26 protein-coding genes are annotated in these 22,652 nt (G+C 65.1%); 16 read left to right on the top strand and 10 right to left on the bottom strand.

Annotation, left to right across the window (positions count from 1 at the left end):
- Position 1: 1 nt before the first annotated feature.
- Positions 2-340: a DUF1491 family protein gene (locus tag AM2010_RS11360; RefSeq protein ID WP_047807160.1), complete on the top strand. Its 339-nt coding sequence runs from the start codon at positions 2-4 to the stop codon at positions 338-340.
- A 201-nt stretch (positions 341-541) separates the two neighbouring features.
- Positions 542-1,180, top strand: a complete 639-nt coding sequence (locus AM2010_RS11365; RefSeq protein WP_047807161.1) for a cell wall hydrolase — start codon at positions 542-544, stop codon at positions 1,178-1,180.
- Between the two features lie 48 nt (positions 1,181-1,228).
- Here the strand turns inward: AM2010_RS11365 and xth are convergent, their stop codons facing one another.
- The 3 genes from xth to AM2010_RS11380 form a co-directional block, all read right to left on the bottom strand.
- Positions 1,229-2,002, bottom strand: a complete 774-nt coding sequence (gene xth, locus AM2010_RS11370) for an exodeoxyribonuclease III (protein WP_082132900.1) — start codon at positions 2,000-2,002, stop codon at positions 1,229-1,231.
- A 108-nt stretch (positions 2,003-2,110) separates the two neighbouring features.
- Positions 2,111-2,440, bottom strand: coding sequence for a HesB/IscA family protein (locus AM2010_RS11375; protein ID WP_047807162.1), 330 nt, complete (start codon positions 2,438-2,440; stop codon positions 2,111-2,113).
- A 31-nt stretch (positions 2,441-2,471) separates the two neighbouring features.
- Positions 2,472-2,903: a CBS domain-containing protein gene (locus AM2010_RS11380; protein WP_047807163.1), complete on the bottom strand. Its 432-nt coding sequence runs from the start codon at positions 2,901-2,903 to the stop codon at positions 2,472-2,474.
- Positions 2,904-2,992: 89 nt separating this feature from the next.
- Between AM2010_RS11380 and AM2010_RS11385 the strand changes: the two genes are divergently transcribed.
- A complete protein-coding gene (locus AM2010_RS11385; RefSeq protein ID WP_047807164.1) occupies positions 2,993-3,292 on the top strand; it encodes a hypothetical protein in 300 nt (99 codons plus the stop codon).
- Between the two features lie 33 nt (positions 3,293-3,325).
- On the opposite strand, the gene AM2010_RS11390 is transcribed toward AM2010_RS11385, so the two are convergent.
- From AM2010_RS11390 to AM2010_RS11400, 3 genes are all read right to left on the bottom strand, one after another.
- On the bottom strand, positions 3,326-5,131 hold the full coding sequence (locus AM2010_RS11390; protein WP_047807165.1) for an AMP-dependent synthetase/ligase: 1,806 nt from the start codon (positions 5,129-5,131) through the stop codon (positions 3,326-3,328).
- 128 nt (positions 5,132-5,259) lie between these two features.
- Positions 5,260-6,993, bottom strand: a complete 1,734-nt coding sequence (gene ggt / locus AM2010_RS11395; RefSeq protein ID WP_047807166.1) for a gamma-glutamyltransferase — start codon at positions 6,991-6,993, stop codon at positions 5,260-5,262.
- A 10-nt stretch (positions 6,994-7,003) separates the two neighbouring features.
- Positions 7,004-8,032: a quinone-dependent dihydroorotate dehydrogenase gene (locus tag AM2010_RS11400; RefSeq protein WP_047807167.1), complete on the bottom strand. Its 1,029-nt coding sequence runs from the start codon at positions 8,030-8,032 to the stop codon at positions 7,004-7,006.
- A 301-nt stretch (positions 8,033-8,333) separates the two neighbouring features.
- Between AM2010_RS11400 and AM2010_RS11405 the strand changes: the two genes are divergently transcribed.
- The 11 genes from AM2010_RS11405 to AM2010_RS11450 all read left to right on the top strand — a co-directional run bounded on the left by AM2010_RS11405 (position 8,334) and on the right by AM2010_RS11450 (position 16,862).
- Complete coding sequence (locus AM2010_RS11405; RefSeq protein ID WP_047807937.1) at positions 8,334-10,139, top strand: DUF885 domain-containing protein; 1,806 nt, start codon at positions 8,334-8,336, stop codon at positions 10,137-10,139.
- A gap of 114 nt (positions 10,140-10,253) precedes the next feature.
- The gene (locus AM2010_RS11410) at positions 10,254-10,721 is read left to right on the top strand and encodes an SUF system Fe-S cluster assembly regulator (RefSeq protein ID WP_047807168.1); all 468 of its coding nucleotides are present in this window, start codon (positions 10,254-10,256) and stop codon (positions 10,719-10,721) included.
- The gene (gene sufB / locus AM2010_RS11415) at positions 10,718-12,199 is read left to right on the top strand and encodes a Fe-S cluster assembly protein SufB (protein WP_047807169.1); all 1,482 of its coding nucleotides are present in this window, start codon (positions 10,718-10,720) and stop codon (positions 12,197-12,199) included. The genes AM2010_RS11410 and sufB overlap by 4 nt, the downstream gene beginning before the upstream one ends.
- Positions 12,196-12,351 carry a hypothetical protein gene (locus AM2010_RS14230; RefSeq protein ID WP_156178738.1) on the top strand — a complete coding sequence of 52 codons (156 nt, stop codon included), beginning with the start codon at positions 12,196-12,198 and terminating at the stop codon, positions 12,349-12,351. Before sufB ends, AM2010_RS14230 begins: the two co-directional genes overlap by 4 nt.
- Entirely contained in the window at positions 12,348-12,893 is a 546-nt protein-coding gene (locus AM2010_RS11420) for an endonuclease domain-containing protein (RefSeq protein ID WP_047807170.1), read from the top strand. The genes AM2010_RS14230 and AM2010_RS11420 overlap by 4 nt, the downstream gene beginning before the upstream one ends.
- Positions 12,893-13,636: a Fe-S cluster assembly ATPase SufC gene (sufC, locus tag AM2010_RS11425; protein ID WP_047807171.1), complete on the top strand. Its 744-nt coding sequence runs from the start codon at positions 12,893-12,895 to the stop codon at positions 13,634-13,636. Before AM2010_RS11420 ends, sufC begins: the two co-directional genes overlap by 1 nt.
- Positions 13,633-14,034 (top strand): hypothetical protein, encoded by a 402-nt coding sequence (locus AM2010_RS11430; protein WP_047807172.1) that lies wholly within the window; start codon positions 13,633-13,635, stop codon positions 14,032-14,034. The genes sufC and AM2010_RS11430 overlap by 4 nt, the downstream gene beginning before the upstream one ends.
- Positions 14,031-14,789: a SufD family Fe-S cluster assembly protein gene (locus tag AM2010_RS11435; RefSeq protein ID WP_047807173.1), complete on the top strand. Its 759-nt coding sequence runs from the start codon at positions 14,031-14,033 to the stop codon at positions 14,787-14,789. The genes AM2010_RS11430 and AM2010_RS11435 overlap by 4 nt, the downstream gene beginning before the upstream one ends.
- A 2-nt stretch (positions 14,790-14,791) precedes the next feature.
- The gene (locus tag AM2010_RS11440; RefSeq protein ID WP_047807174.1) at positions 14,792-15,982 is read left to right on the top strand and encodes an aminotransferase class V-fold PLP-dependent enzyme; all 1,191 of its coding nucleotides are present in this window, start codon (positions 14,792-14,794) and stop codon (positions 15,980-15,982) included.
- Positions 15,979-16,503 (top strand): SUF system Fe-S cluster assembly protein, encoded by a 525-nt coding sequence (locus tag AM2010_RS11445; protein WP_047807175.1) that lies wholly within the window; start codon positions 15,979-15,981, stop codon positions 16,501-16,503. The genes AM2010_RS11440 and AM2010_RS11445 overlap by 4 nt, the downstream gene beginning before the upstream one ends.
- On the top strand, positions 16,503-16,862 hold the full coding sequence (locus tag AM2010_RS11450; protein WP_047807176.1) for a HesB/IscA family protein: 360 nt from the start codon (positions 16,503-16,505) through the stop codon (positions 16,860-16,862). The genes AM2010_RS11445 and AM2010_RS11450 overlap by 1 nt, the downstream gene beginning before the upstream one ends.
- Here the strand turns inward: AM2010_RS11450 and AM2010_RS11455 are convergent.
- The 3 genes from AM2010_RS11455 to AM2010_RS11465 form a co-directional block, all read right to left on the bottom strand.
- Positions 16,852-17,490 (bottom strand): hypothetical protein, encoded by a 639-nt coding sequence (locus AM2010_RS11455; RefSeq protein WP_150115280.1) that lies wholly within the window; start codon positions 17,488-17,490, stop codon positions 16,852-16,854. The genes AM2010_RS11450 and AM2010_RS11455 overlap by 11 nt on opposite strands.
- A gap of 83 nt (positions 17,491-17,573) precedes the next feature.
- Positions 17,574-17,837, bottom strand: coding sequence for a hypothetical protein (locus tag AM2010_RS11460; RefSeq protein WP_420834960.1), 264 nt, complete (start codon positions 17,835-17,837; stop codon positions 17,574-17,576).
- A 163-nt stretch (positions 17,838-18,000) separates the two neighbouring features.
- Positions 18,001-18,708 (bottom strand): EI24 domain-containing protein, encoded by a 708-nt coding sequence (locus AM2010_RS11465; RefSeq protein WP_047807178.1) that lies wholly within the window; start codon positions 18,706-18,708, stop codon positions 18,001-18,003.
- A 189-nt stretch (positions 18,709-18,897) separates the two neighbouring features.
- On the opposite strand from AM2010_RS11465, the gene AM2010_RS11470 reads away from it, so the two are divergent.
- A complete protein-coding gene (locus tag AM2010_RS11470) occupies positions 18,898-19,839 on the top strand; it encodes an adenosine kinase (protein ID WP_082133001.1) in 942 nt (313 codons plus the stop codon).
- Between the two features lie 19 nt (positions 19,840-19,858).
- Here the strand turns inward: AM2010_RS11470 and purD are convergent, their stop codons facing one another.
- The gene (purD, locus tag AM2010_RS11475) at positions 19,859-21,151 is read right to left on the bottom strand and encodes a phosphoribosylamine--glycine ligase (protein ID WP_047807180.1); all 1,293 of its coding nucleotides are present in this window, start codon (positions 21,149-21,151) and stop codon (positions 19,859-19,861) included.
- Here purD and xseA point away from each other — a divergent pair.
- Positions 21,150-22,646 (top strand): exodeoxyribonuclease VII large subunit, encoded by a 1,497-nt coding sequence (gene xseA / locus AM2010_RS11480; protein WP_047807181.1) that lies wholly within the window; start codon positions 21,150-21,152, stop codon positions 22,644-22,646. The genes purD and xseA overlap by 2 nt on opposite strands.
- The last annotated feature ends 6 nt before the right edge of the window (positions 22,647-22,652 follow it).

The following is a 22,652-nucleotide window of genomic DNA, read 5'->3' on the forward strand; positions in this document are numbered from 1 at the left end:
AGTGGAGCCTGCCCGCCTCCCTGCCCATCTCGAAGCCGGGGCGATTCTCCGGCTGGCGGAGGCGCAGGGTGGCTTCGGCATGGTTATCGCAAAGGGTGAACGCGATGCCGGCACGATTCTGCTTGTAACGATCTTTCGTGATGAGCCCCCACGCCTTTACGAAAGACTGCCCCAGCGCGACGGAACACGCCGCTTTCAACTGATTCGTGAACAGGACGCTGAAAATAAAGAGGAATTTTCCGTGTACCTCGAGCGCAGAAAGCGCCAGGACCCTGACATCTGGATCGTAGAGGTGGATGTCGCGGATAGCGAACGGTTCGTCGCATCCCTGCTGCAATAAGTTGACATAAAGGCGCCGCAATCTATCTAACCCCGCAACTTCCGACGCGCAGGCGGTTCGGGCGGCACGTGGTCGCCTGGCTAGCACGCAGACGGGGAACGGCCGGCAGGCCCGAAACTGGACCAACCCTAAAACGTAAGTAACCGCCTTCAGGTCCCAGCCTGCGCCAGTGCTCGTTCACCGCTGAGATACGACGGATATATGAGTCGCAAGACCCGCTTTTCCATGTACGCGGCGCTCGCCGCTTGCACGATTTTTACGATTGCGAACGCCGAAGGTTCCGGCGCCAATGCCCAACCGGGTGAGAACCAGCAAATTTCCGAAGCGCGGCTGACTGAAGAGGTCGTGCCTGTCTTCGTCGAGAACGAGGTTGTCCAGCCCGTGCCGGAGGAAACGACCGAAGCACCGCTGGAAATCACCGCGCCTTCGCTTGGCGAACTGGTCGCGCGTATGCCCGATCGGGAAACGCTGTCGCAGGAAATGGAGTGCCTTGCGGGCGCCGTCTATTTCGAATCGCGCGGCGAACCGCTGGCCGGTCAGCTTGCCGTGGCCCAGGTGGTCATCAATCGGGCCGATTCGAATCTCTTTCCCGAAAGCTATTGCAGCGTCGTGTATCAGCGCGCTCAGTTCTCCTTTGTCCGGGGCGGCTCAATGCCGCGCATCCGTCGTGGTTCGTCCGCCTGGAAACGGGCGAAGGCAGTCGCGCGGATCGCTCATGAGGCGCTGTGGGAGAGCGAGGCGGACGATGCGCTCTATTTCCACGCGAAATACGTGAAGCCGTCGTGGAGCCGGAGGAAACAGGCCCGGGCGACGATCGAGTCGCACATCTTCTATCGTTGAACGAATTCCATCGCTGATGGGGCAGGCGGGGCATTGCCCCTGCCCCTGTCAGTCGCGCACCTCGACCCATACAGGTGCGTGGTCGCTGGCCTTTTCCCGTCCGCGATAGTCCTTGTCGACACCCGCTGCGGCCATCCGGTCGGCCAGTTCCGGGCTGAGCAGGAGGTGGTCGATACGGAACCCGTGGTCGCGTTGCCATGCCCCGGCCTGGTAATCCCAGAACGTCCACACGCCCCCGCGCGGGTTGAGCGTGTCGATCGCATCCGTCCAGCCGTCCGCCAGCAGGCGATGATAGGCTGCGCGCGATTCCGGTTGCATCAGCGCGTCATTGGCCATTGCTGCAGGTGACCACACGTCCTTGTCTTCCGGAATGACATTGAAATCGCCCACCACGGCGCAGGGGATTTCGAGGGCCCACAGGTCCGCCATGCGAGCTCTCAGCCGCTCCATCCAGGCGATCTTGTAATCGAACTTCGGCCCGGGCTGCGGGTTGCCGTTCGGCAGATAGATGCAGGCGATCCGCACCCCGTCCACATCGGCTTCCAGATAGCGTGCGTGCAGATCGTCCGGGTCGCCGGGCAGGGTTCGCTGTGCCTCAACCGGCTGGACACCGTCGGCCAGGATTGCGACGCCATTGAAGCCTTTCTGCCCATGCCAGACGGCGTGATAGCCGATTTTCTCGAACTCGGCGGCGGGGAAGCCCTCGTCCTGGCTTTTGACTTCCTGGAGGCAGGCGACCTTGGGCCGCGTTTCCTCCAGCCATTCGAGAAGCCGGGGCAGGCGCGCCTTGACCCCATTGATATTGAAACTGGCGATACGCACCGGAGATTCCCCTTCGGCAGGTCGGCCACCGAAGCGGCGCGAACTTACGATACGATCGCAGCTAGACAATAAAGCGGGGGCGCGACAAGCGCAGCGCCGGAGAAACGATCAGATTCCGAAGCTCGATCCGCAGCCACACCCGGCGGCCGCGTTGGGGTTTTCCACCCTGAAGGCGGCGCCGCCAAGCGATTCGACGAAATCGACCGTGCACCCGGCGACCAGATCGAGGCTGACCGGGTCGATCACAAGACGAACGCCGGCGGTTTCGCTAACGGTGTCGCCTTCATCCTCCGCCTCGGCAAGATCGAACCGGTACTGAAAGCCAGAGCAGCCCCCGCCTTCCACCGAAAGGCGCAGAATGGCGGGCTTGGACTGGCGTTCGGCAATCCAGGCGACACGCTTTGCCGCGGCGGGGGTGAGGGATGGGGATTCGGCCATGATCGGGATATGGGGACGGTGTGGCCGCGCCTCAAGCCGTGCGGATATAATCGCGCATGGCGGCGGCTTCGCGCACAGCCTCGTCGATCCGTGACTTGACCAGATCGCCGATCGAGATGAACCCGCACATGATTTCACCATCAACGATGGGCAGATGGCGGATGCGCCGTTCGGTCATGAGCCCGAGCGCTTCGTCGACTTTGGTCGATGGCGTTGCGGTAATGACCGGTGCCGTCATCACATCGCCGACAGTCAGGTCCAGCGCAGCGCCGCCTTCCTTCGCCAGACAGTACAGAACGTCGCGCTCGGATACGATTCCGACTACGCGGCCACCCTCCATCACGGGAAGCGCGCCGATCCGGCGTTCGGCAAGCGTGCCGACGACCTGGCGCACCGGGGTGCCGGTTTCGCAACGCACGATCTCGGCGCTGGCGCGCCCTGCAATCAGGCTTGCTATCTCCATGGGTTATCCGACCTCCTTCGTGGAAGTGTAAAGGATGCCATGAAATGCCCGCCATTGCCAATTGCATCCGTGAAGCCCAAGGGAGGCGAATGGTACCGCCTTCCCCGCTCGACGATTCCGACAAGGCCGCCTTCGCCTGGGCACGCTACAAGCGGCTGATGCGGCTCATGCTTCTGATTACCCTGGTGGTGGTGGCTCTGGTGCTGGTCTATCTTTACATCACCGACAGCGCGCTATCGATCCACTTCTACATTGCCACCGGCCTCGGCGTAGGGGTGGCAATGATGTTGACGGCAGCACTGATGGGGTTGGTCTTCCTTTCCAGCGGCACCGGCCACGATGAAAGCGTGACGGACCTGATGGACGACAGCGACAATCGGCAGTCGTGAGGTCTCGCCAAAGGTTCGCAGCCGATTTTCGCTTCAGCTGCGATAGAGCGCATCGAGCCGCTGGCCGTACCGCTCGCGGATCTTGTGCCGGCGAATTTTCAACGAAGGCGTCATTTCCTCGTTTTCGATCGTGAAGGGCTCGTCCGCGAAGGCGAACTGCCGGATCTTCTCGATCACCGACAGATCCCGGTTCACTTCGTCGATCACCGTGCGGATTGCGCTGCGGAAAGCGGGCAAGTCCTGCAAGGCCTTCAGGTTGAATTTCTCATCATTCGTACGGGCCCATTCGAGCGCCCATTCTGCATCGGGAACGATCAGGCCGACCACGTAAGGCCGCTTGTCGCCACTGACCATTGCCTGGGCGATTTCCGGGCGTAGCGTCAGCATCCCTTCAAGCTTCTGCGGCGCGACGTTGTCGCCCTTGTCGTTGACGATCATGTCCTTCTTGCGATCGGTGATCACGATCCGGCCCTTGTCGTCGAGATGGCCGATATCGCCGGTGTGCAGCCAGCCGTTCTGCAGCGCGCGCTCCGTCTCCGCCCTGTTCTGCCAGTATCCGTGCATCACCAGTTCGCCCCGGCAGAGAATCTCGCCGTCTTCGGCAATGGCGATTTCCACACCGCGAAGCGGCGGCCCGACAGTATGCATCGCGATCCCCGCGCGCGGGCGATTGCAGGCGATGACCGGACCGGCTTCGGTCTGGCCATAACCCTGCAGCATCGTCAGGCCCATTGCATCGAAGAACACCCCGACTTCGGGGTTGAGCGGCGCGCCGCCCGAAACCATCGCCTTGATCCGCCCGCCGAAACGGCGGCGAATTTTCGGGCGGAGAAGTCGCTCAAGCACGAAGTTCAGCGTCTTGTCGCCCAGGCGATAGCGCCCTTCGGCCTTGCGCTGGCCCAGGGCAAGCGCACGGTCCATCAGCGCCTTGGCGGCCCCGCCCTGCTTGTCGATCTGCTTCATGATCCGCTGACGCAGAACCTCGAACAGGCGGGGCACGACGACCATGATCGTCGGGCGCGTTTCCTCGATATTGCTCGCCAGCTTCTCCAGCCCTTCGGCATAGAAGATCTCGGCCCCGACGGCGATCGGCAGGCATTGGCCGCCGGTGTGTTCGTACGCATGGCTGAGCGGCAGGAACGAGAGAAAGCGGTCGTCCGCGTCCAGGCCAAAATCGCTAGCCAGGATTTCCGCCGCCCCTGCCACGTTGCACATGATTGCGCCGTGATGCTGTAGCACCCCGCGCGGGGCACCGCCCGTTCCGCTGGTATAGATGATGCACGCCGTGTCTGCGCGGCCGATCGATGCGATCCGCGCCTCCACTGCCGCGCGCGCAGCGGCCGGGTCGCCCCGGGTCATATCCGACCAGGCGTGGCAGGTCAGGCTGCCCGACTGATACTGGCGAATAGTGTCGATGGGAATCAGATGTTCGGCGATCCCGGTGCGCATGATGGCCGGCAACAGCGGCTGCGACAGCTTGTCGGTCGATACGATAACCGCGCGGGCACCCGAATTGTCGAGAATATGGACATGATCGCGCTCGGTATTGGTCACATAGGCCGGAACCGTTACGCAGCCGGCGGCCATGATGGCCAGATCGGCAATGCACCATTCGGGGCGGTTTTCCGAAACGAGCATGACCCGGTCGCCATCTTCCAGGCCCAGAGCGCGCAGGTTTTCCGCCAGGATACAGATGGTTTCCGCCGCTTCGCGCCAGGATATGGTTTGCCAGGCCCCGTCCCGCTTGACGCCCAGAAAGGTCGCGTCGCCCTTGGCGTCGGCGCGATTGAGAAACAGTTCGACGAGGTTGTTCGCCGAATCGATGTCGGACAATTGCAAGTGTCTCGGCTCCTGATCCCGTGTCCGGCTTCGTCGATGGCCGGTTGCCAACGATTACGCGCCTCGTGCCATGCCAGCAAGCGTGTGCTGTTTGGCGTGAATGCGCAATCCTGCTGGCCGTTCCTGCGTCAGGGGACGACGATCTGCGCTTCGATCCGCGGATCGCGCGCGCCGATCCAGCGCCCATTGCGGTTCAGCACGGCATTGGCTTTCAGGCCGACTTTGCGCGCGCCGACTTTAGCATGTCCGATCGCTTTCAGCTGCGGGATTGCGCCTTCCAGCCAGGTTCCCTGCTCGACCAACACGGCATCGCCGTATGCCATTGCGAAGGGCATGGCGAGCGCGTCTTCCGCGTCCAGCCCGAAGTCGATCACGCCGATGATACTGCGTGCCGTCTGAACCGGTATCGTGCTGCCACCGGCTGCGCCGATTGCCAGCAGGGGGCGCCCCTCGGGGTCCCAGACGACCATCGGCGCCATCGAGCTGCGCGGCCGCTTGCCCGGTTCGACCCGGTTCGCGACCGGCTTGCCATCGATATGCGGCGATCGGCTGAAATCGGTCATTTCATTGTTCAGAAAGAACCCGCCGCTCATCAGGCCCGAGCCGAACGCGCTTTCGACGGTGGAGGTGTAGCTGACCATCGTGTTGCGCGCATCGACCACGGCGAAATGCGATGTTCCGCGCTCTTCGGGCTCGTCGCCGTCGGCGAGTGCGACAGATGCGCCGGCCGGCACGCCGGCTTCGACCGAAGGCATTGCCGATTGGGGATCGATCAGCGCGCTGCGCCGCGCGATATAATCCGCATCAATCAGCCCGGCGACGGGCACGGGCACGAAGTCCTCATCCGCAAGATAGAGTTCGCGATCGGCATAGGCGAGGCGCTGCGATTCGACGAACAGATGCCAGGTTACCGGATTTTCGGCGCCGAGTGCGGCCAGATCGAAGCGTTCGAGCTGGCCGAGAATCTGCAACACGGCAATGCCGCCCGAAGTCGGCGGGCCCATGCCGCATATGCGATAGCCGCGATAAGCGCCGCAAACGGCGTCGCGGGATTTTGCTTCATAGGATGCAAGGTCGGCTGTGCGCATCGCGCCCTCGCGCGGTGTCTCTGCCGCGACGACTTTTGCCAGCTTGTCCGCAATTTCACCGCGATAGAAGACTTCCGGCCCGCCTGCGGCAATAGCTTCCAGTGTCTGGGCGAGTTCCTCGTTCACCACCAGATGGCCGGGTGGAAGGGGTTGGCCGTCGCTGTCAAAGAACAATTTCCGCCCGCTTTCGGTCCAGCCGGCACGATCGGTGGTTCCGGCCAACGATCGGTTGAGACGCGGCGTGATGCGGAAGCCTTCCCGTGCGAGCGCGATGGCGGGTTCGAACAGGGTAGCCCATGCAAGCGTGCCGTGCCGTTCGTGGGCCATTGCGGCCAGAGCCACATTCCCCGGCACCCCGACGCTGAGGCCGCTTTTTATCGACTCGGCAAACGGCGGCACTTCGCCATTGGGGTCGAGAAACCAGTCCGGCGTCGCCCCGGCAGGGGCCGTTTCGCGCCCGTCAAACGTTTCCACGCCACCTTCGGCAGTGCCGCGCACGAGGAAGCCGCCCCCGCCTATGCCGGAGCTTTGTGGTTCGACGACCGTCAGCGCCAGCATCGTCGCGATCGCCGCGTCGGTTGCGCTTCCGCCCTGGCGCAGCATGGCCATGCCGGCTTCCTCAGCCCTGGGATCGGCCGCGCTGACGGTACCGGCAGAAACCGTACTGGATGAGGCCGTACTGGATGCGGCTGGGCTGGCATCGACGGAGGAATAAGTCGCGCATCCTGCGAGAGACAGCGCGGCGGCGAGCGGGAGGAGAGTGTGGCGGATCATGCCGTTCGGGCTATTCGCTCCCGACCGCATCGGCAAGTGTCGCAAACCCATCGCGCCGCATAAGCTCTTCCAATCCCCGGACTATGCGGCGTGCCAGGCCAGGCCCTTCGTACACCATTGCGCTGTAAAGCTGGATCATACTGGCGCCGGCGCGAATGCGGGCCCACGCGTCCTCGGCACTGCCGATCCCTCCCACCCCGATCAGTGGGATTGCGCCACCCGTCGCCCGGCGAAAGTCGCGCAGCCGGGTCTGGGCCAGATCGCGCAGCGGCGCGCCCGAAAGGCCGCCCCCCTCGCCCGCATCGCGCGAGGATAACGGTGGGCGCGAAATGGTGGTGTTGGAAACGATCAGGCCACCGAGCCGCTTCTCAAGCGCGATCCGGGCGATGGCGTCGACATCGGTCGGTTCAAGATCGGGCGCGACTTTGAGAAAGACTGGCGGCCCGTCCATCGGGCGTGCTTCCAGCACGGCATCGAGCAGGGCAATCAGCGCACCTTCGTCCTGCAATGCGCGCAAGCCCGGCGTATTAGGGCTGGAGATATTTACGGTGAGATAATCGGCAACCGGCGCAAACCGGCGCGTCAGCAGGGCATAGTCCGCCACGCGATCAGTCGAATCCTTGTTCGCGCCGATATTGACCCCAACGATGCCGCTGCGCCGCTTCCGCTGCCGCAGGCGGGCTTCTGCTGCCGCTGCGCCGCCATTGTTGAACCCCATCCGGTTGATGACGGCGCGATCCTGAGGGAGCCTGAACAGGCGCGGTTTCGGGTTGCCGGGCTGGGGTAGCGGGGTAATCGACCCAACTTCGACCGATCCGAAGCCAAGGCCCAGCAAGGCATCGGGCACTTCCGCGTCCTTGTCGAACCCGGCAGCCATCCCCACCGGATTGGGAAATCGCAGGCCGGCGATCTCGATCGCAAGCGCGCCAGGCGATGACGGGCGACGCGACGGCGAAACCTTGAGCGCCGCAATCGTGGTGCGGTGGGCGACTTCGGGGTCGAGTGCGAAGAGCGCGGGACGAGCAAAACGGAAGAGCATCGCGCCAGCCTATGGCAAGCGGTCATGCTGCTGTCGACCGGCCTTGCGGCAAGCGCAACCTCCGTCCGGCGAAATGAAGTTTCGCACATGGTTGTCGCATACATACAATCTTTCATCGCCGATTTGTCTACCCGGGCACCGCGACCCGAAGGGGCTGGGCACAGCGATGTGCGAGGCTCCTTGCCTTTCAGGGACGGCTTCCCCAGCGGGAGGCCGTCCTTTTTTCGTCTCCTCTGGCCAGCTTTCGCAATTCGCGGCACAAGCTCCACCGAACTGGAACAATGTTGGAGAGCGCAGAATGATGAAACGGCTGGGATTTCTCGGGGCTTCGGTAACCGCATTGGCCCTTGCCGGCGGCACGGTAGCGCAGAAAGCCGTCACGCCTGCACCGGAAGCGGCGATGCCGCAGCCTGAGGCGGGGATCAACGCGCTGTTCGAAGCATATGACGAAGCGCAGCTCGCGCTCTCGCCGCTGTCGAAGGCCTATCGCGGCATTCGCGACGAAGATTACGGCGAATGGGGCGATTTCAGCGACGCGGCCGAGCTTCGCCAACATCGCCTGTTGCAAACCACGGCTGCAACGATGCGCGAGAACTTCGACCCCGCCGCCCTGCCCCCGCAGGATGGGCTCAGCTATCGGCTGTTCGATGCCCTGGCCGATCGCCGTGCCGCGCTGTTCCCCTTTCGCGACTACGGATACATTTTCGACCAGATGAACGGCGCGCAGAGCGATCTGCCCGCCTTCCTCATCAATATCCATTCCGTTTCGGATGTGGAACAGGCGCGCAACTATATCAGCCGGATCAAGGGGCTCGGCCCGGTGCTCGACACCCTCGTTGCCGAATCGCGCGAACGGGCGGCCAAGGGGGTCATGCCGCCCGACTGGGTCTATCCCTACGTGATTTCCGATATCGAGAACCTGCTGGGCGCCGACGCCGACAACGCCGTGCTGGAAGACTTCGAAAGCAAGGTGGCCGCGCTGGACCTGCCGGCGGCCGAGAGCGCGGACCTGGTCGCTCAGGCGCATCGGGCCTGGGACGGTTCGGCCCGCCCGGCGTACCAGCGCCTGCTCGCGGAAATGCGCCGCCAGCAGCCGACGGCGCCGACCGATGACGGCGTATGGCGCTTCGAGCATGGGGCGCAATACTATGCCGCGCTGCTGAAGAACTACACCACCACCGATCTCACGGCTGACGAGATCCATCAGATCGGTCTCGACAATGTGGCCCGCATCCATGGCGAGATGCGCGCGATCATGGACCAGGTCGGATTCGAAGGGACGCTGCAGGAATTCTTCGAGCATGCCCGCACCGATCCGCGGTTCTATTACGAAACGCGCGAGGAATATCTGGCCGATGTGGAGAAGCACCGGGGCGCGATCGAGCGCGTGCTGCCCGAATTCTTCGCCACCCTGCCGACCGATCCGATGGTGGTGAAACCGGTCGAGGCCTTCCGCGAAAAGAGCGCGGGCAAGGCGTTCTATTCGCGCCCCGCGCCCGACGGCTCGCGCCCCGGCACCTATTACGTCAATCTCTACAACCTAAAGGATATGAGCCGGAACGAGCTGGAGGCCCTGTTCTACCACGAGGGGCTGCCTGGCCATCACCTCCAGCTGTCGATCCAGACGCAGCTGGGCGACGTGCCCGCGTTCCGCCGGTTCGGCGGCGTTACCGCCTATTCCGAAGGCTGGGGCCTCTATGCCGAGGAACTGGGCAAGGACATGGGTTTCTACACCGATCCCTATTCCGATTTCGGCCGGCTGGGGATGGAACTGTGGAGAGCCTGTCGACTAGTTGTCGATACCGGCCTGCACCACAAGCGCTGGAGCCGGGAGGAGGCGATCGCCTATCTGACCGAGAACACGCCCAATCCCGATGGCGATATTCGCAAGGCGATCGAACGCTATGCCGTCTATCCGGGCCAGGCGACCGCCTACATGATCGGCAAGCTCAAGATCATGGAACTGCGCGAGAACGCTCGCGCTGAACTGGGCGAGCGATTCGATATTCGCGGATTCCACGATGCGATCCTGAAGAGCGGGCCGGTCCCGCTTTCGATCATGGAGGAGAACGTCGAGGCCTGGGTCGCATCGCAGAAGGAGACCTGAGCCGGCAGGGCCGGGGCCCGCCACTCGCTAACGACTCGCAACTGGCGGTTTTCCGTTGAAAACCGCCACAGCGGCCCATACGTGCAAATCGGAACGAAAAGGTCTGATTTGCCGATGCGACTGTCCAACCTGGCCGACTATGCCGTCGTGACGATGAGCGCCGCCGCACGCCATTGCGGCGGCGAGCGCACGAGCGCGGCCGAGCTGGCGGTCGAAACCGGCCTGCCGGCACCGACGGTCGCCAAGCTGGTCAGCCGGCTTTCGGCCGCCGGGCTTTTACGTTCCGTCCGGGGCGCCGGCGGCGGGTTGCAGCTCGCGCGGCCCGCGGCGGCGATCACGCTGGCAGACATTATCGAGGCGGTCGAAGGCCCGATTGCGCTGACCCAGTGTGTCGAGGGCGACGATTGCGCGGTTGACCATACCTGCAGCGTCAAGCCGCACTGGCCGATCGTCAACGCCGCCCTGCGCGGCGCGCTCGCCGGCATTCCGCTGACGCAGCTTGCCTCCGGCCCCGTATCGGCGGGTGCTGCCGGGCAGGCGACGGCGGCTCGCGAAAACACTCTATCCGGAACATCTGCATGAACGACAATATCGACATCCAGGACCGCGAGGCCCGCGAGGCCGCGGCGAAAGCGGCCGAGTACGAATTCGGCTGGCATTCCGACATCGACACCGAGTTCGCGCCCAAGGGCCTGAACGAGGACACGGTCCGGTTCATCAGCGCCAAGAAGCGCGAGCCGGAATGGATGCTCGAATGGCGGCTCAAGGCCTTTCGCCTGTGGCAGGACATGGCAGAGCCCGATTGGGCCAAGGTTGGCTATCCGCCGATCGATTATCAGGACGCCTACTACTACGCCGAGCCGAAGAAGAAGCCGCAGCTCGATTCACTCGACGAACTCGATCCCGAGATCAAGTCGGTCTACGACAAGCTTGGCATCCCGCTGGCGGAGCAGGAAGTGCTCGCCGGGGTCAAGGGCGCGCGCAAGGTCGCCGTCGATGCCGTGTTCGACAGCGTTTCGGTCGCGACGACTTTCCGCGAGGAGCTGCAGAAAGCGGGCGTGATCTTCCTCTCGATCAGCGAGGCGATCCGCGAACATCCCGAGCTGGTCAAGAAATGGCTGGGCAAGGTCGTGCCCCAGCGCGACAACTATTTCGCCACGCTCAACTGCGCGGTCTTTTCCGACGGCACCTTTGTCTACATCCCCGAAGGGGTGCGCTGCCCGATGGAGCTTTCCACCTATTTCCGCATCAATGCCGAGAATACCGGCCAGTTCGAGCGCACGCTGATCGTGGCCGAGAAGGGCAGCTATGTCAGCTACCTCGAAGGCTGCACCGCGCCGATGCGCGACGAAAACCAGCTTCATGCCGCGGTGGTGGAACTGGTCGCGATGGACGATGCGGAGATTAAGTATTCGACCGTGCAGAACTGGTATCCCGGCAATGCCGAGGGCAAGGGCGGGATCTACAATTTCGTCACCAAGCGCGGCCTGTGCCAGGGCGCGCGGAGCAAGATCAGCTGGACTCAGGTCGAAACCGGCTCTGCGGTGACGTGGAAGTACCCATCCTGCGTGCTCAACGGCGAAGACAGCGTGGGCGAATTCTACTCGGTCGCCGTCACCAACAATTACCAGCAGGCCGATACCGGCACCAAGATGATCCACAACGGCAAGGGCAGCCGTTCCACGATCATCTCCAAAGGTATCAGCGCGGGTAAGAGCAACAATACTTATCGCGGCCTCGTGCGCGTCGGCCCCAATGCCGAAGGGGTGCGCAATTTCACCCAGTGCGACAGCCTGCTGCTGGGCGACAAGTGCGGCGCGCATACCGTGCCCTATATCGAGGTGAAGAACCCCAGCGCCCAGATCGAGCACGAGGCGACGACCAGCAAGATCAGCGATGACCAGATGTTCTACGCCATGCAGCGCGGGCTGGGCGAGGAAGAGGCGGTGGCCCTGATCGTCAACGGCTTCGCGCGCGAGGTGCTGAAGGAACTGCCGATGGAGTTCGCGGTCGAGGCGCAGAAACTGCTGGCCATCAGCCTCGAAGGATCGGTCGGATGATCGCGATCACCTCCCACCACCATCGTCATGCTGAACTCGTTTCAGCATCCACCCGTCAGCCCGCACCGGCGGAGCAATCGGAGGAATGGACCCTGAAACAAGTTCAGGGTGACGTGTCTCATTTTTTCGTGGGCGGAGGATCTGGTCGATGACCGACCGCAAAACGCTTCAACTCCGCGATCCTTCCGAGGCCGATGCCGCCCCCGCCCTCAAGAAGAAGGGGCGCGGCTGGGAAATCTCGGAGAAGCGGCTCGACGTGCTGCATGAGCAGGCGCGCGAGATGCGGCGCTTTCCGTCCGAGGCGCATACGATGCTGGCCGAGCGATTCAGCAAGGCCGATCTCGGGCGCTATACCTTCAAGCGTTTCGCTGTGGTTGGCAGTGCGATCGTCGATTTCAACTGCCACAATCTCGGCATGGCGATCATCATCGACGAAGATGGCGCGGACGAGACGCTCGCCCGCCGCCGTGACAAGAGCCTCGAGGCCGTCGGCGTGCGCGTCATGCATATCGCGGCGAAGGACGTGCTCGAAAACATCGACGATGTCCTGGCCCGGATCACCGCCGGGATGCGCATGCGCATTGCCGACAAGAGCGAGGCGCGCCGCCAGCACAACGCCAACAATCCCCGGCAGGCCAAGCCGCGCTACGACCGCGCGGGCAACGGTCCGCCGCGCAAGCCCCGGAAAGACTGATGCTGAAAATCGAAAACCTCCACGCCGAAATCGACGGCACGCAGATCCTCAACGGCCTGACCCTCGAAGTGGGAGCGGGAGAGGTCCACGCGATCATGGGCCCCAACGGCGCGGGCAAGTCGACGCTTGCCTATGTGCTCGGCGGCCGGCCCGGCTACGAAGTTACCGCAGGATCGGTGACCTTCAACGGGCAGGACCTGCTGGAGCTGGAGCCGCACGAACGCGCCGCTGCCGGCATGTTCCTCGGCTTCCAGTACCCGGTTGAGATTCCCGGCGTGTCCAACGTCCAGTTCCTGCGCGAAGCGCTCAATTCCCAGCGCAAGGCGCGCGGGGAAGAACCGCTGACCGGCGGCGAGTTCCTCAAGCTCGCGAAAGACAAGGCGGCGCTGCTCAAGCTCGACATGGACATGCTCAAGCGGCACGTGAACGTCGGCTTCTCGGGCGGCGAGAAGAAGCGCGCCGAAATGGTTCAGATGGGCATCCTCGACCCCGTCCTCGCCGTGCTCGACGAAACCGACAGCGGGCTCGACATCGATGCGCTGCGCGTGGTGGGCGAAGGGATCAACGCGATCATGCGCGCGCCGGACAAGGGCGTGCTGCTGATCACGCACTACCAGCGGCTGCTCGATTACGTGAAGCCGGACTATGTCCATGTCCTGAGCAAGGGCCGGATCGTGAAGACCGGCGATGCCGACCTGGCAAAGCGGCTGGAGGCCGAGGGGTACGAGGCCGTCGCGGCATGAAGCTGCTTGCATTGCCTCTCCTGCTCGCGGCCAGTGGATTGCAGGCCCAGCCGGCAGCCCGACCTTCTGCCCCGCAGCCCGCTCCGCTCGATGCCCAGAGCGCCGCGGCCAAGCTGAAGGGGTGGAAGGGCAGCGTCGCGCGTGCAGACGGGCGACTGGTCTGCCGCACGCGCACCAGCACGGGCGATCGCCGGCTCGATGCGATCCGCTGCGGTGCCATGCTGACCTGCGCCCGCCCGATGCAGGGCGAAATCGACCAGCTGATGGCATCGCCCATGGCGGCAGGCGAACGCCGTCTCGCGTTCGACCGCCTGATGGCGACCGCGCGCCCCTGCATGGACCGTTACCAGGACGAAGCTATTGCGCGCCTGCTGACCGAAGAAGGAGGGCGATCATGAACGCCACCACCACCCTGCCCACCCGCAAGGACGAAGCCTGGCGCTATTCGGCGGTCGAGGCGCTCGGCGGCGTCGATCTCGACGACTGGCGCGTAATCGACGTGCCGGCGGGCGATACCTTTCGCGAATGCCTGACGATCGAAGACGGGCCCGGGACCGGCGCGAGTGAGCTACGCCGTCTGCGCGTCACACTGGGCGCGGGCGCGCGGTGCGAGCTGTTCGCCGTCATCGCCGCTGCCGAACTGGGCCGGATCGAGATCGAGGTGCGGCTGGCCGAAGGCGCGCATTTCGAACTCGGCGGAGTCACGCTGGGCGGGCGCGAGACGGTGCGCGAATTCGTCACTCGCGTGGTCCATGCCGAACCCGGCGCAACCAGCAACCAGGTGATCCGCTCGGTCCACTGGGGCCGGGGAACCGGCAATTTCCTGGGCAATATCGATGTCGTGCGCGACGCGCAGAAGACCGATGCCGCGCAGAGTTTCAAGGGTCTGCTGCTGGAAAAGGGCGCGAGCGTGAACGCCGTCCCCCAGCTGGAGATCTTCGCCGACGACGTGAAGTGCGCACACGGGGCGAGCGTGGGCCAGATGGACGAAATGGCGCGGTATTACATGGCCGCACGCGGTCTCTCGCCCGAGCTTTCGCGTCGGCTGTTGGTCCAGGCCTTCATCGGCGATGCTTTCGTTGCGCTGGACGACGATGCGGCGCGCGAGCGCATGATGGGCATCGCGCTGGCCAAGCTGGACAAGCATCTGTGAGCGTGACGGCGACTCTCGATATCGCCCGGGTGCGCGAGGATTTTCCCGGCCTGCGCGCGCGCGGGGGCGCGCCGTGGCATTACCTCGACACCGCCGCCACCGCGCAGAAACCGCAGGCAGTGATCGACGCCGTGTCGCGCGCGATCGGCGCGGATTACGCCACCGTCCATCGCGGGGTCTATTCGCGCTCCGCCGAAATGACGCTGGGTTACGAGGCGGCGCGACGGCGCGTGGCCGCCTTCATCGGGGGGCAGGAAGACGAACTCGTCTTCACCCGCGGCGCGACCGAGGCGATCAACCTCGTCGCCTATTCCTGGCCCGACAAGGGGCGCGTGCTCCTCTCCACGCTGGAGCATCATTCCAACATCGTTCCCTGGCAGCTTGCGGGCTGGCAGGTCGATGTCTGCCCGTTGACCGAAGACGGCGCGATCGATCTCGACGCGGCCGAGGCCATGCTGACGCGCGAGCATACGATGGTCGCCTTCGCCCATGTGTCCAATGTCCTCGGCTCGACGCTGGATGTGGGGCGCGCCGCCGCCCTGGCGCATTCGGTGGGGGCGAAGCTGCTGATCGACGGGTGCCAGGCCGTGCCGCGCCTGCCGGTCGACGTGGCGGCGCTCGGCTGCGATTTCTATGCCTTCAGCGCGCACAAGCTGTACGGGCCGACGGGCATCGGCGCGCTGTGGGCGCGGGCCGAACTGCTCGACGCCATGCCCCCGTGGCAGGGTGGCGGTTCGATGATCGAGAAAGTGGCGTTCGACGGCACGACTTACGCGCCGCCGCCGCAGCGGTTTGAGGCGGGAACGCCGGCCATCGTGGAGGCGATCGGTTTCGCCGCGGCTTGCGACTATGTCGAACGGATCGGCCTAGCGCGCATCCACGCGCACGAATGCGCGTTGGTGGGGCGCCTGCGCGAGGCCCTGCGGGGCATGAACGATGTCACCCTGTTCGGCCCGGCGGACAGTGCCGGAATCGTCAGTTTCGCAATGCATGGGGTTCACCCGCACGATCTGGGCACCATATTGGATGAAGAAAACGTCGCGATCCGCGCCGGGCATCATTGCGCGCAGCCGCTGATGGCCCATCTCGGCGTACCGGCCACCGCGCGCGCGAGTTTCGGCCTCTATTCGCATGAGGACGACCTCGACGCGCTGTTGCGCGGGATCGATCGCACCAGGAGGATCTTCGGATGACCGAAGCGAACGAGAAGAAAAGAGACTACGTCGCCGCCCCGACGCCTTTCGAGGCGGTCGAGAAGCCGCCCCGCGCACGGGTGGAGGATGCGGCCGACGACGCCCCTCGGGAAGGCGCCGGGACCGAAACCGCGCGCGACACGATGACGCGCAAGCGCGATTACCTGGAAGGGTTCCTGCAGAAGAAGCCGGAAAATGTCCCCGACGGGGCACCGGGCGGCGAACTGTACGAGGCCGTCGTTGCCGCGCTGAAGGAAATCTACGACCCGGAAATCCCGGTCAACATCTACGATCTCGGGCTGATTTACGGGGTCGATGTCGATGACGAGGGCGGGGTCGTGGTTACGATGACGCTGACCACGCCGCATTGCCCGGTCGCCGAAACGATGCCGGGCGAAGTGGAACTGCGCGCGGCCAGCGTGCCCGGCGTGCGCGATGCCGAAGTCAACCTGGTCTGGGACCCGCCCTGGGGGCCGGACAAGATGACCGACGAGGCCCGCCTCGAACTGGGGATGCTGTGATGGCCGATACGAAAACCCGCCCCGCGCCCAAGGCCGCGGTCGTCCTGACGGCGGCGGCGGAGAAGCGCATTGCCGATCTCATGGCCCAGGCCCCGGAAGATGCGGTGGGAGTCAAGCTGTCCACTCCGCGTCGCGGGTGTTCGGGCCTTGCCTATTCGGTCGACTATGTGAGCGAGGAACAGGCGTTCGACGAGAAGATCGAAACGCCTGGTGGCATCTTCTATATCGATGGCGCGAGCGTGCTCTACCTGATCGGCAGCACGATGGACTGGCGCGAGGACGATTTCACCGCCGGCTTCGTGTTCGAAAACCCCAATGCCAAGGGCGCCTGCGGCTGCGGCGAAAGCTTCATGGTCTAGCGCGCAGTCGCGCAATATCGTCCAGCAGCAGCGGCCATTCGGGCGAATCGGCCTGCGGGTCGGTGGCGCGGTCGATTTGGTCGAGGACGCTGCATATCTGCGGTGAAGGCGCGACCGTCGGTCCATTGCCGGAACCGAGCAGAATTCGCCGCACGATGCGGCATTCGGCGCCGGTAATGTGGCATGGATCGTCGCTCTTGCCCAAACGGGTGGGGCCGATCCCGTCCAGTACCGCGAGCTGTATCTGCTTCAGGGCATAGAGCCGCAGGCTGTCGGGGGCATCGCCCGCGCGCTCGACCAGGCGAACCAGCAACTCCAGCTCGGCCATCGTGATCGGTGAACCGCCGGTCTCGATCATACCGATCAGCCAGTGCACCTCGCATTCATCACAGGTTTCTGCGGATTCGCCGGTATCCAGGACGAATTCGCACAGAGCATCGACGAAGAAGTCGACCCAGTCGCCGCTCGGTCGATCCAGCGCGCGATTGAGCATCAGCAGCGATTCGGCTTCCAGTCGACCGATCGTGCCGTCGCTCCAGCCCATCTGGCGCAGCGCGATCAGCGTCTGCGGCGTGATCTCGCCGGCCGCCGCGGCGGAGCGTGCCAGCTCGGTAAACCCGATGGTCATCGCGTCGGTCCTTTCGTTCGGGACCATGCGAGTTTCGGCCTGATTTCGTTAAGGGCGGGTTACTTCGCCCCTCCGTCCACCGCCTATCTGCGCCGCAATGCCGCGACGCAGGCTGCCCGATCGACGTCGAACCCGTCGGAAGAGCGCCGCGTATCGACATAGGTCGCAGTCGGCTCCGCCCCGGGTCGTAGCGGGTAGAGATAGACGTCGAGCACACAGGCTTCGCCGGAAAATTGCAGCTTGCGCGCGTCGCCTTCCCACACGTCGAGCCGCGCGGTCCCGAAGGTTCGCTGCAGGGCATCGGCATCGGCGCCGATAACCCCCTCCAGCCCCGGCAGGTCCATCACGCGCGGTGCGCGAAAGCCAGTGGATGGCGGGGGGGCAGTCGGCCGGGTCGGGGGCGGGGCGGGGCGTGTGGAATCGGGGCGCGTCGGTTGTGGTGCGCCGGGGGAAGGGGGCGGAACAGTGGCGCACGCGCCCACCATCGGCAGGATGGCAAAAACGAGGAATCTAGGAAGAACTGGCGACGGCAACGGATATTTCCTTGCGGCGGTGGACGAGGTGTACTGCGGCGGCTGCCCCCAGAACGGGCGCGAGAAGATTGACGAACGGCACGGCCATCAGGCCTGCGATCGTGCCGCCCAGAAGAAACCGTTCGATTGCGGGGAGGGGATTGGCGGCGCCGGCGGACGAGGGGCGATGGCGCGCCCAGGCGAGGTCCTGCAGTTCGCGCCCCAGCAACCAGGCGTTGACCGCCCAGAAGACTATGGCCGGACCGATTGCGGTGAAAACCAGCGGAATGGCGAGCAGCAGGGCGATCAGGTTGGCAATCACGGCGCGAAATGTGGCGCGCACACTTGCGGCCAGTTCCCGGCGCCAGGGAAGGGTTTGCGCGCTTGCCCGCGCATCGGGATAGTGCCGGGCTTCCACTGCTGCGACGATTTCGTCGGCGAAGAATTGCAGCACCGCCAGTGCGACCAGGCGGAACAGCAGCCAGCCTCCCACCAGTGTGAGCAACAGTGCGACCAGCGCGCCCATTCCTTCGCTGCCGGCAATGTCCCACCGGTCCAGCGCGAAATCGATCGCGAAACCGGCCGCGATGCCGGCTGCGACGAACAGCGCCAGCGTGATCGCGATCGACTTGGCCAGAACGCGCAGGATCGCCGGATCGGCCAATTGGCCAGCGGCGCGGCCGAGGGCGGAGGGGAGCGCGAACATCTTGCCGGGGGAAATGGGGCGGCGCGCAGCAACAAGTCAATCACAATCCCGCGGCGCGCCCTTGGCGCGAGGGCTGCCAGCGGCTAGGCGCAGGCTCTACCTTGCGGCTTTTCAGGACCACACGTGAACCAGCAGACGAACGAACCCCGTTACGACGTGATCGCCATCGGCAATGCCATCGTCGACGTCATGGCTCCCTGCAGCGAGGAATTGCTGGACGAGCTTGGCCTGAACAAGGGCGGGATGACGCTGGTCGATGCCGCGCGCGCGGAAGAGCTTTATTCGGCGATGGGCCCTGCACGCGAGATTTCGGGCGGTTCGGCGGCAAACACTCTTGCCGGTCTTTCCGCACTGGGCGCGCAGTGCGCTTTCATCGGCCAGGTTGCCGACGATCAGCTCGGGGCCGTGTTCGCGCACGATATTCGCGCGGTCGGGATCGATTTCGATACGCCGGCGCGGCAGGAGGAGCCGTCCACCGCGCGGTGCCTGATTTTCGTGACGCCTGACGCGCAGCGCACGATGAACACGTTCCTCGGCGCCAGCCAGTTCCTGCCCCCTTCCACGCTCGATGCCGAAGCGGTCGCGGCGGCGAAGATTCTTTATCTCGAAGGGTACCTATGGGACCCGGAAGAGCCGCGAGCCGCGATGCGGAGAGCGATCGAGGCTGCGCGGGCGGCTGGACGCAAGGTTGCCTTTACCCTGTCCGAAGTCTTTGTGATCGAACGCCACGGCGACGATTTTCGCGCCCTGATCGACGATGGACTGATCGACATTCTCTTCGCCAATCACCTCGAACTGGCCGCATTGACGGGGGAAGACACGCTGGAGGCCGGCATTGCCGCGCTTCGCGACAAGGTGCCGACCCTGGTGGTTACGCGCAGTTCGGACGGCGCGGTCGCGGTGCACGACGGGGCGCGGGCCGAAGTGCCGGCCGAACCGATCGACAAGGTGGTCGACACCACTGGTGCGGGCGACCTGTTCGCCGCCGGGTTCCTTTATGGTTACGTTCGCGACGAACCGCTGGAAACATGTCTGCGCCGCGGTGCCATTGCCGCGTGCGAGATCATCTCGCACTACGGCGCGCGGACCGAAGCCGACCTGACCCGCCTGATGGATGAAAAGCTGGGCTGAGCGAACGCGCCAGCCGGTTTCAGCCGCCTTTGCGCTCGCGCTCCATCTCGCGCCAGCCGATGTCGCGGCGGCAGAAGCCGCTCGGGAAATCGATCGCGTCGACAGCGGCATAGGCGGCTGCCTGCGCTTCGGTCACGCTGTCGCCCATCGCGGTGACGTTGAGCACGCGGCCGCCATTCGCCACGAGAGCGTCACCGCTGTGCCGGGTCCCTGCGTGGAACACTTTCGCGCCGCCGGCTTCGGCATCCGCCAGATCGATCGTGCCGCCTTTCTCGGGCGTAGCGGGGTAGCCATTGGCGGCCATGACCACGGTCAGTGCCGTCCGGGGCGAGCGCTGCACCGGATCGCAAGTGCCGAGGCGGTTTTCGGCGCAGGCCAGCATCAGTTCGCCCAGATCGCTTTGCATCCGCATCATCAGAACCTGACACTCCGGATCGCCGAAGCGTGCGTTGTATTCGATCAGCTTGGGCCCGTCTTCGGTGAGCATGAGGCCGGCGTAGAGCACGCCTGAGTAGGGCATTCCCTCGTCCGCCATCGCGCGCACGGTCGGCGCGATGATGCGTTTGAGAACCTCGCCGTGGAGCGTGGGGCTGAGCACCTTTGCCGGGCTGTAGGCGCCCATGCCGCCGGTATTGGGCCCTGTATCGCCGTCGCCCACCCGCTTGTGATCCTGCGCGGTGCCGCAGGGCAGGATCGTCGCCCCGTCGGTCAGCGCGAAGAAGCTGGCTTCCTCGCCTTCGAGGAATTCCTCGATCACCACTTCGGCGCCGGCCGCGCCGAACTGGCCGCCGAACATGTCGGCGAGCGCGGTCTCGGCCTCCTCGCGGGTCTGCGCGATCACCACGCCCTTGCCCGCGGCGAGGCCGTCGGCCTTGAGCACGTAAGGCGCGGCAAAGCGGTCGAGCGCGCCGGTCGCTTCGGCCAGGGACGCGGTCCGAACATATCCGGCGGTGGGGATTCCCGCGCGCTCGCACAGATCCTTGGTGAAACCCTTGCTGCCTTCGAGCTGGGCGGCCGCTTTCGACGGGCCGAAGACCGAAATGCCTTCGGCGCGCAGCGAATCGGCCAGCCCGTCGACCAGCGGTGCCTCGGGCCCCACGACCACCAGCCCGATGCGATGTTCGTCGCAGAATGCGATAACCGCGCCGTGATCGGCGGTATCCAGCGCGACGCAAGTGGCGTGCTGCGCGATGCCGGGGTTGCCGGGGGCGGCGTAGAACTTATCCTCGGTGCGCGAGAGAAGGCGGGATTGCGCCAGCTTCCACGCCAGCGCATGTTCGCGCCCGCCCGAGCCCAGCAGAAGGATATTCATGGCCGCTCCAGATTTCGACGATGGTGGCAGAGACGATGGCAGTGGCGGGCTGGTAGCGCGCCAGCGCCGGGGGGACAACGCCGAGCCGCTTTCGATTAGCGAGGTTTCCAACCTTCTCAAGCGAACGGTGGAAGAACGTTTCGGTTTCGTGCGCCTGCGCGGCGAGCTTTCCGGCGTCAAGCGCGCCGCTTCGGGCCACGTCTACCTGTGCCTGAAGGATGAAGCTGCGGTGATCGATGGGGTCATGTGGCGCGGCACCGCCCAGCGGCTGACATTTGCGCCGGAAGACGGGGTGGAAGTCGTCGCATCCGGCAAGCTGACCACTTATCCTGGCCGCTCGAAATATCAGATTGTCATCGACAGCCTCGAAATTGCCGGCGAAGGTGCGCTGCTCGCGCTGCTGGAAAAAACCCGCGCAAGGCTGGCGGCAGAAGGGCTCTTCGCGCCGGAGCGCAAGCGCGCCATTCCGTTCCTTCCCCGCACCATCGGTGTGGTCACGAGCCCTACGGGGGCGGTGATTCGCGATATCCTGCACCGTCTGGCGGACCGGTTCCCGAGCCATGTCGTCGTCTGGCCGGTGCTGGTCCAGGGGCAGGGCGCGGCGGAACAGGTGGCGGCGGCGGTCCGCGGGTTCGGCGCGCTCGATCCGGCGGGCGCCGTGCCGCGGCCGGATCTGCTGATCGTGGCGCGGGGCGGCGGTTCGATCGAGGATCTGTGGGCGTTTAACGAAGAAGCCGTCGTTCGCGCGATTGCCGACAGCTCGATCCCGGTGATTTCCGCGGTCGGGCACGAAACCGACACCACGCTGGCCGACCATGCGGCCGATCGCCGCGCCCCCACACCCACTGCAGCGGCGGAGATGGCGGTTCCCGTGCGGGGTGAGCTGGCGGCGGCAGTGGCCGATTATGCCGCCCGCAAGCGCCGGGCCATTCTGCGCCCGGTGGCAATGGGGCGCGAACGGCTGGATGCGCGGGCACAGCGTCTGCCCCGGCCCGATGCATTGCTTCAGCCGCAGGCGCAAAAGGTGGACGAGCTGGCGGAGCGTTTGCGGCGCGGGCTGGCGGACCGGGCAGGGCGAGGGCGCGAACAGCTGTCCGAACTGCGTTTGTCGCCAACCGTGCTTCAACGCGGCCTGCGCGACGCGCGCGAACGTTTGGAAGGCCAGCGGCTTACCCCCCTGCTGGCGACTCTCCGCCTCCAGCGCGAGCGAGAGCGGTTCGGGGCGCTCGAACGCGTCCATCTCTCGCTCGACCCCAAGGCGCCGCTGGCGCGCGGTTTCGTGCTGGTGAAGGACGCCAGCGGCCAACTGGTGCGCTCGCGTTCCGCCGCCGCCGCGAAACCGTCGCTGGCGCTCGAATTCGCGGACGGGGTGCTGAATGTCGCCCCCTCCGGTTCAGCAAAGGGTCAAGCGGCCAGGCCCAGGGCAGCGAAGCGGCCTTCCGCTGCGGCGGAAGAAACCGCGCCGCGGCAGGAAGAATTGTTCCGCCGCGAATGACTTGCT

The sequence above is a fragment of the Pelagerythrobacter marensis genome (assembly GCF_001028625.1).
Taxonomy (GTDB): Bacteria; Pseudomonadota; Alphaproteobacteria; order Sphingomonadales; family Sphingomonadaceae; genus Pelagerythrobacter; species Pelagerythrobacter marensis.

Excerpts from the sequence above, each read along its gene's own strand:
- AM2010_RS11365 (WP_047807161.1), top strand. The coding sequence starts at position 542 with ATGAGTCGCAAGACCCGCTTTTCCATGTACGCGGCGCTCGCCGCTTGC.
- AM2010_RS11375 (WP_047807162.1), bottom strand. The coding sequence starts at position 2,440 with ATGGCCGAATCCCCATCCCTCACCCCCGCCGCGGCAAAGCGTGTCGCC.
- AM2010_RS11380 (WP_047807163.1), bottom strand. The coding sequence starts at position 2,903 with ATGGAGATAGCAAGCCTGATTGCAGGGCGCGCCAGCGCCGAGATCGTG.
- AM2010_RS11385 (WP_047807164.1), top strand. The coding sequence starts at position 2,993 with ATGGTACCGCCTTCCCCGCTCGACGATTCCGACAAGGCCGCCTTCGCC.
- ggt (WP_047807166.1), bottom strand. The coding sequence starts at position 6,993 with ATGATCCGCCACACTCTCCTCCCGCTCGCCGCCGCGCTGTCTCTCGCA.
- AM2010_RS11400 (WP_047807167.1), bottom strand. The coding sequence starts at position 8,032 with ATGCTCTTCCGTTTTGCTCGTCCCGCGCTCTTCGCACTCGACCCCGAA.
- AM2010_RS11405 (WP_047807937.1), top strand. The coding sequence starts at position 8,334 with ATGAAACGGCTGGGATTTCTCGGGGCTTCGGTAACCGCATTGGCCCTT.
- AM2010_RS11410 (WP_047807168.1), top strand. The coding sequence starts at position 10,254 with ATGCGACTGTCCAACCTGGCCGACTATGCCGTCGTGACGATGAGCGCC.
- sufB (WP_047807169.1), top strand. The coding sequence starts at position 10,718 with ATGAACGACAATATCGACATCCAGGACCGCGAGGCCCGCGAGGCCGCG.
- AM2010_RS14230 (WP_156178738.1), top strand. The coding sequence starts at position 12,196 with ATGATCGCGATCACCTCCCACCACCATCGTCATGCTGAACTCGTTTCA.
- AM2010_RS11420 (WP_047807170.1), top strand. The coding sequence starts at position 12,348 with ATGACCGACCGCAAAACGCTTCAACTCCGCGATCCTTCCGAGGCCGAT.
- sufC (WP_047807171.1), top strand. The coding sequence starts at position 12,893 with ATGCTGAAAATCGAAAACCTCCACGCCGAAATCGACGGCACGCAGATC.
- AM2010_RS11430 (WP_047807172.1), top strand. The coding sequence starts at position 13,633 with ATGAAGCTGCTTGCATTGCCTCTCCTGCTCGCGGCCAGTGGATTGCAG.
- AM2010_RS11435 (WP_047807173.1), top strand. The coding sequence starts at position 14,031 with ATGAACGCCACCACCACCCTGCCCACCCGCAAGGACGAAGCCTGGCGC.
- AM2010_RS11445 (WP_047807175.1), top strand. The coding sequence starts at position 15,979 with ATGACCGAAGCGAACGAGAAGAAAAGAGACTACGTCGCCGCCCCGACG.
- AM2010_RS11450 (WP_047807176.1), top strand. The coding sequence starts at position 16,503 with ATGGCCGATACGAAAACCCGCCCCGCGCCCAAGGCCGCGGTCGTCCTG.
- AM2010_RS11455 (WP_150115280.1), bottom strand. The coding sequence starts at position 17,490 with ATGACCATCGGGTTTACCGAGCTGGCACGCTCCGCCGCGGCGGCCGGC.
- AM2010_RS11465 (WP_047807178.1), bottom strand. The coding sequence starts at position 18,708 with ATGTTCGCGCTCCCCTCCGCCCTCGGCCGCGCCGCTGGCCAATTGGCC.
- AM2010_RS11470 (WP_082133001.1), top strand. The coding sequence starts at position 18,898 with ATGGCTCCCTGCAGCGAGGAATTGCTGGACGAGCTTGGCCTGAACAAG.
- xseA (WP_047807181.1), top strand. The coding sequence starts at position 21,150 with ATGGCCGCTCCAGATTTCGACGATGGTGGCAGAGACGATGGCAGTGGC.
- purD (WP_047807180.1), bottom strand. The coding sequence starts at position 21,151 with ATGAATATCCTTCTGCTGGGCTCGGGCGGGCGCGAACATGCGCTGGCG.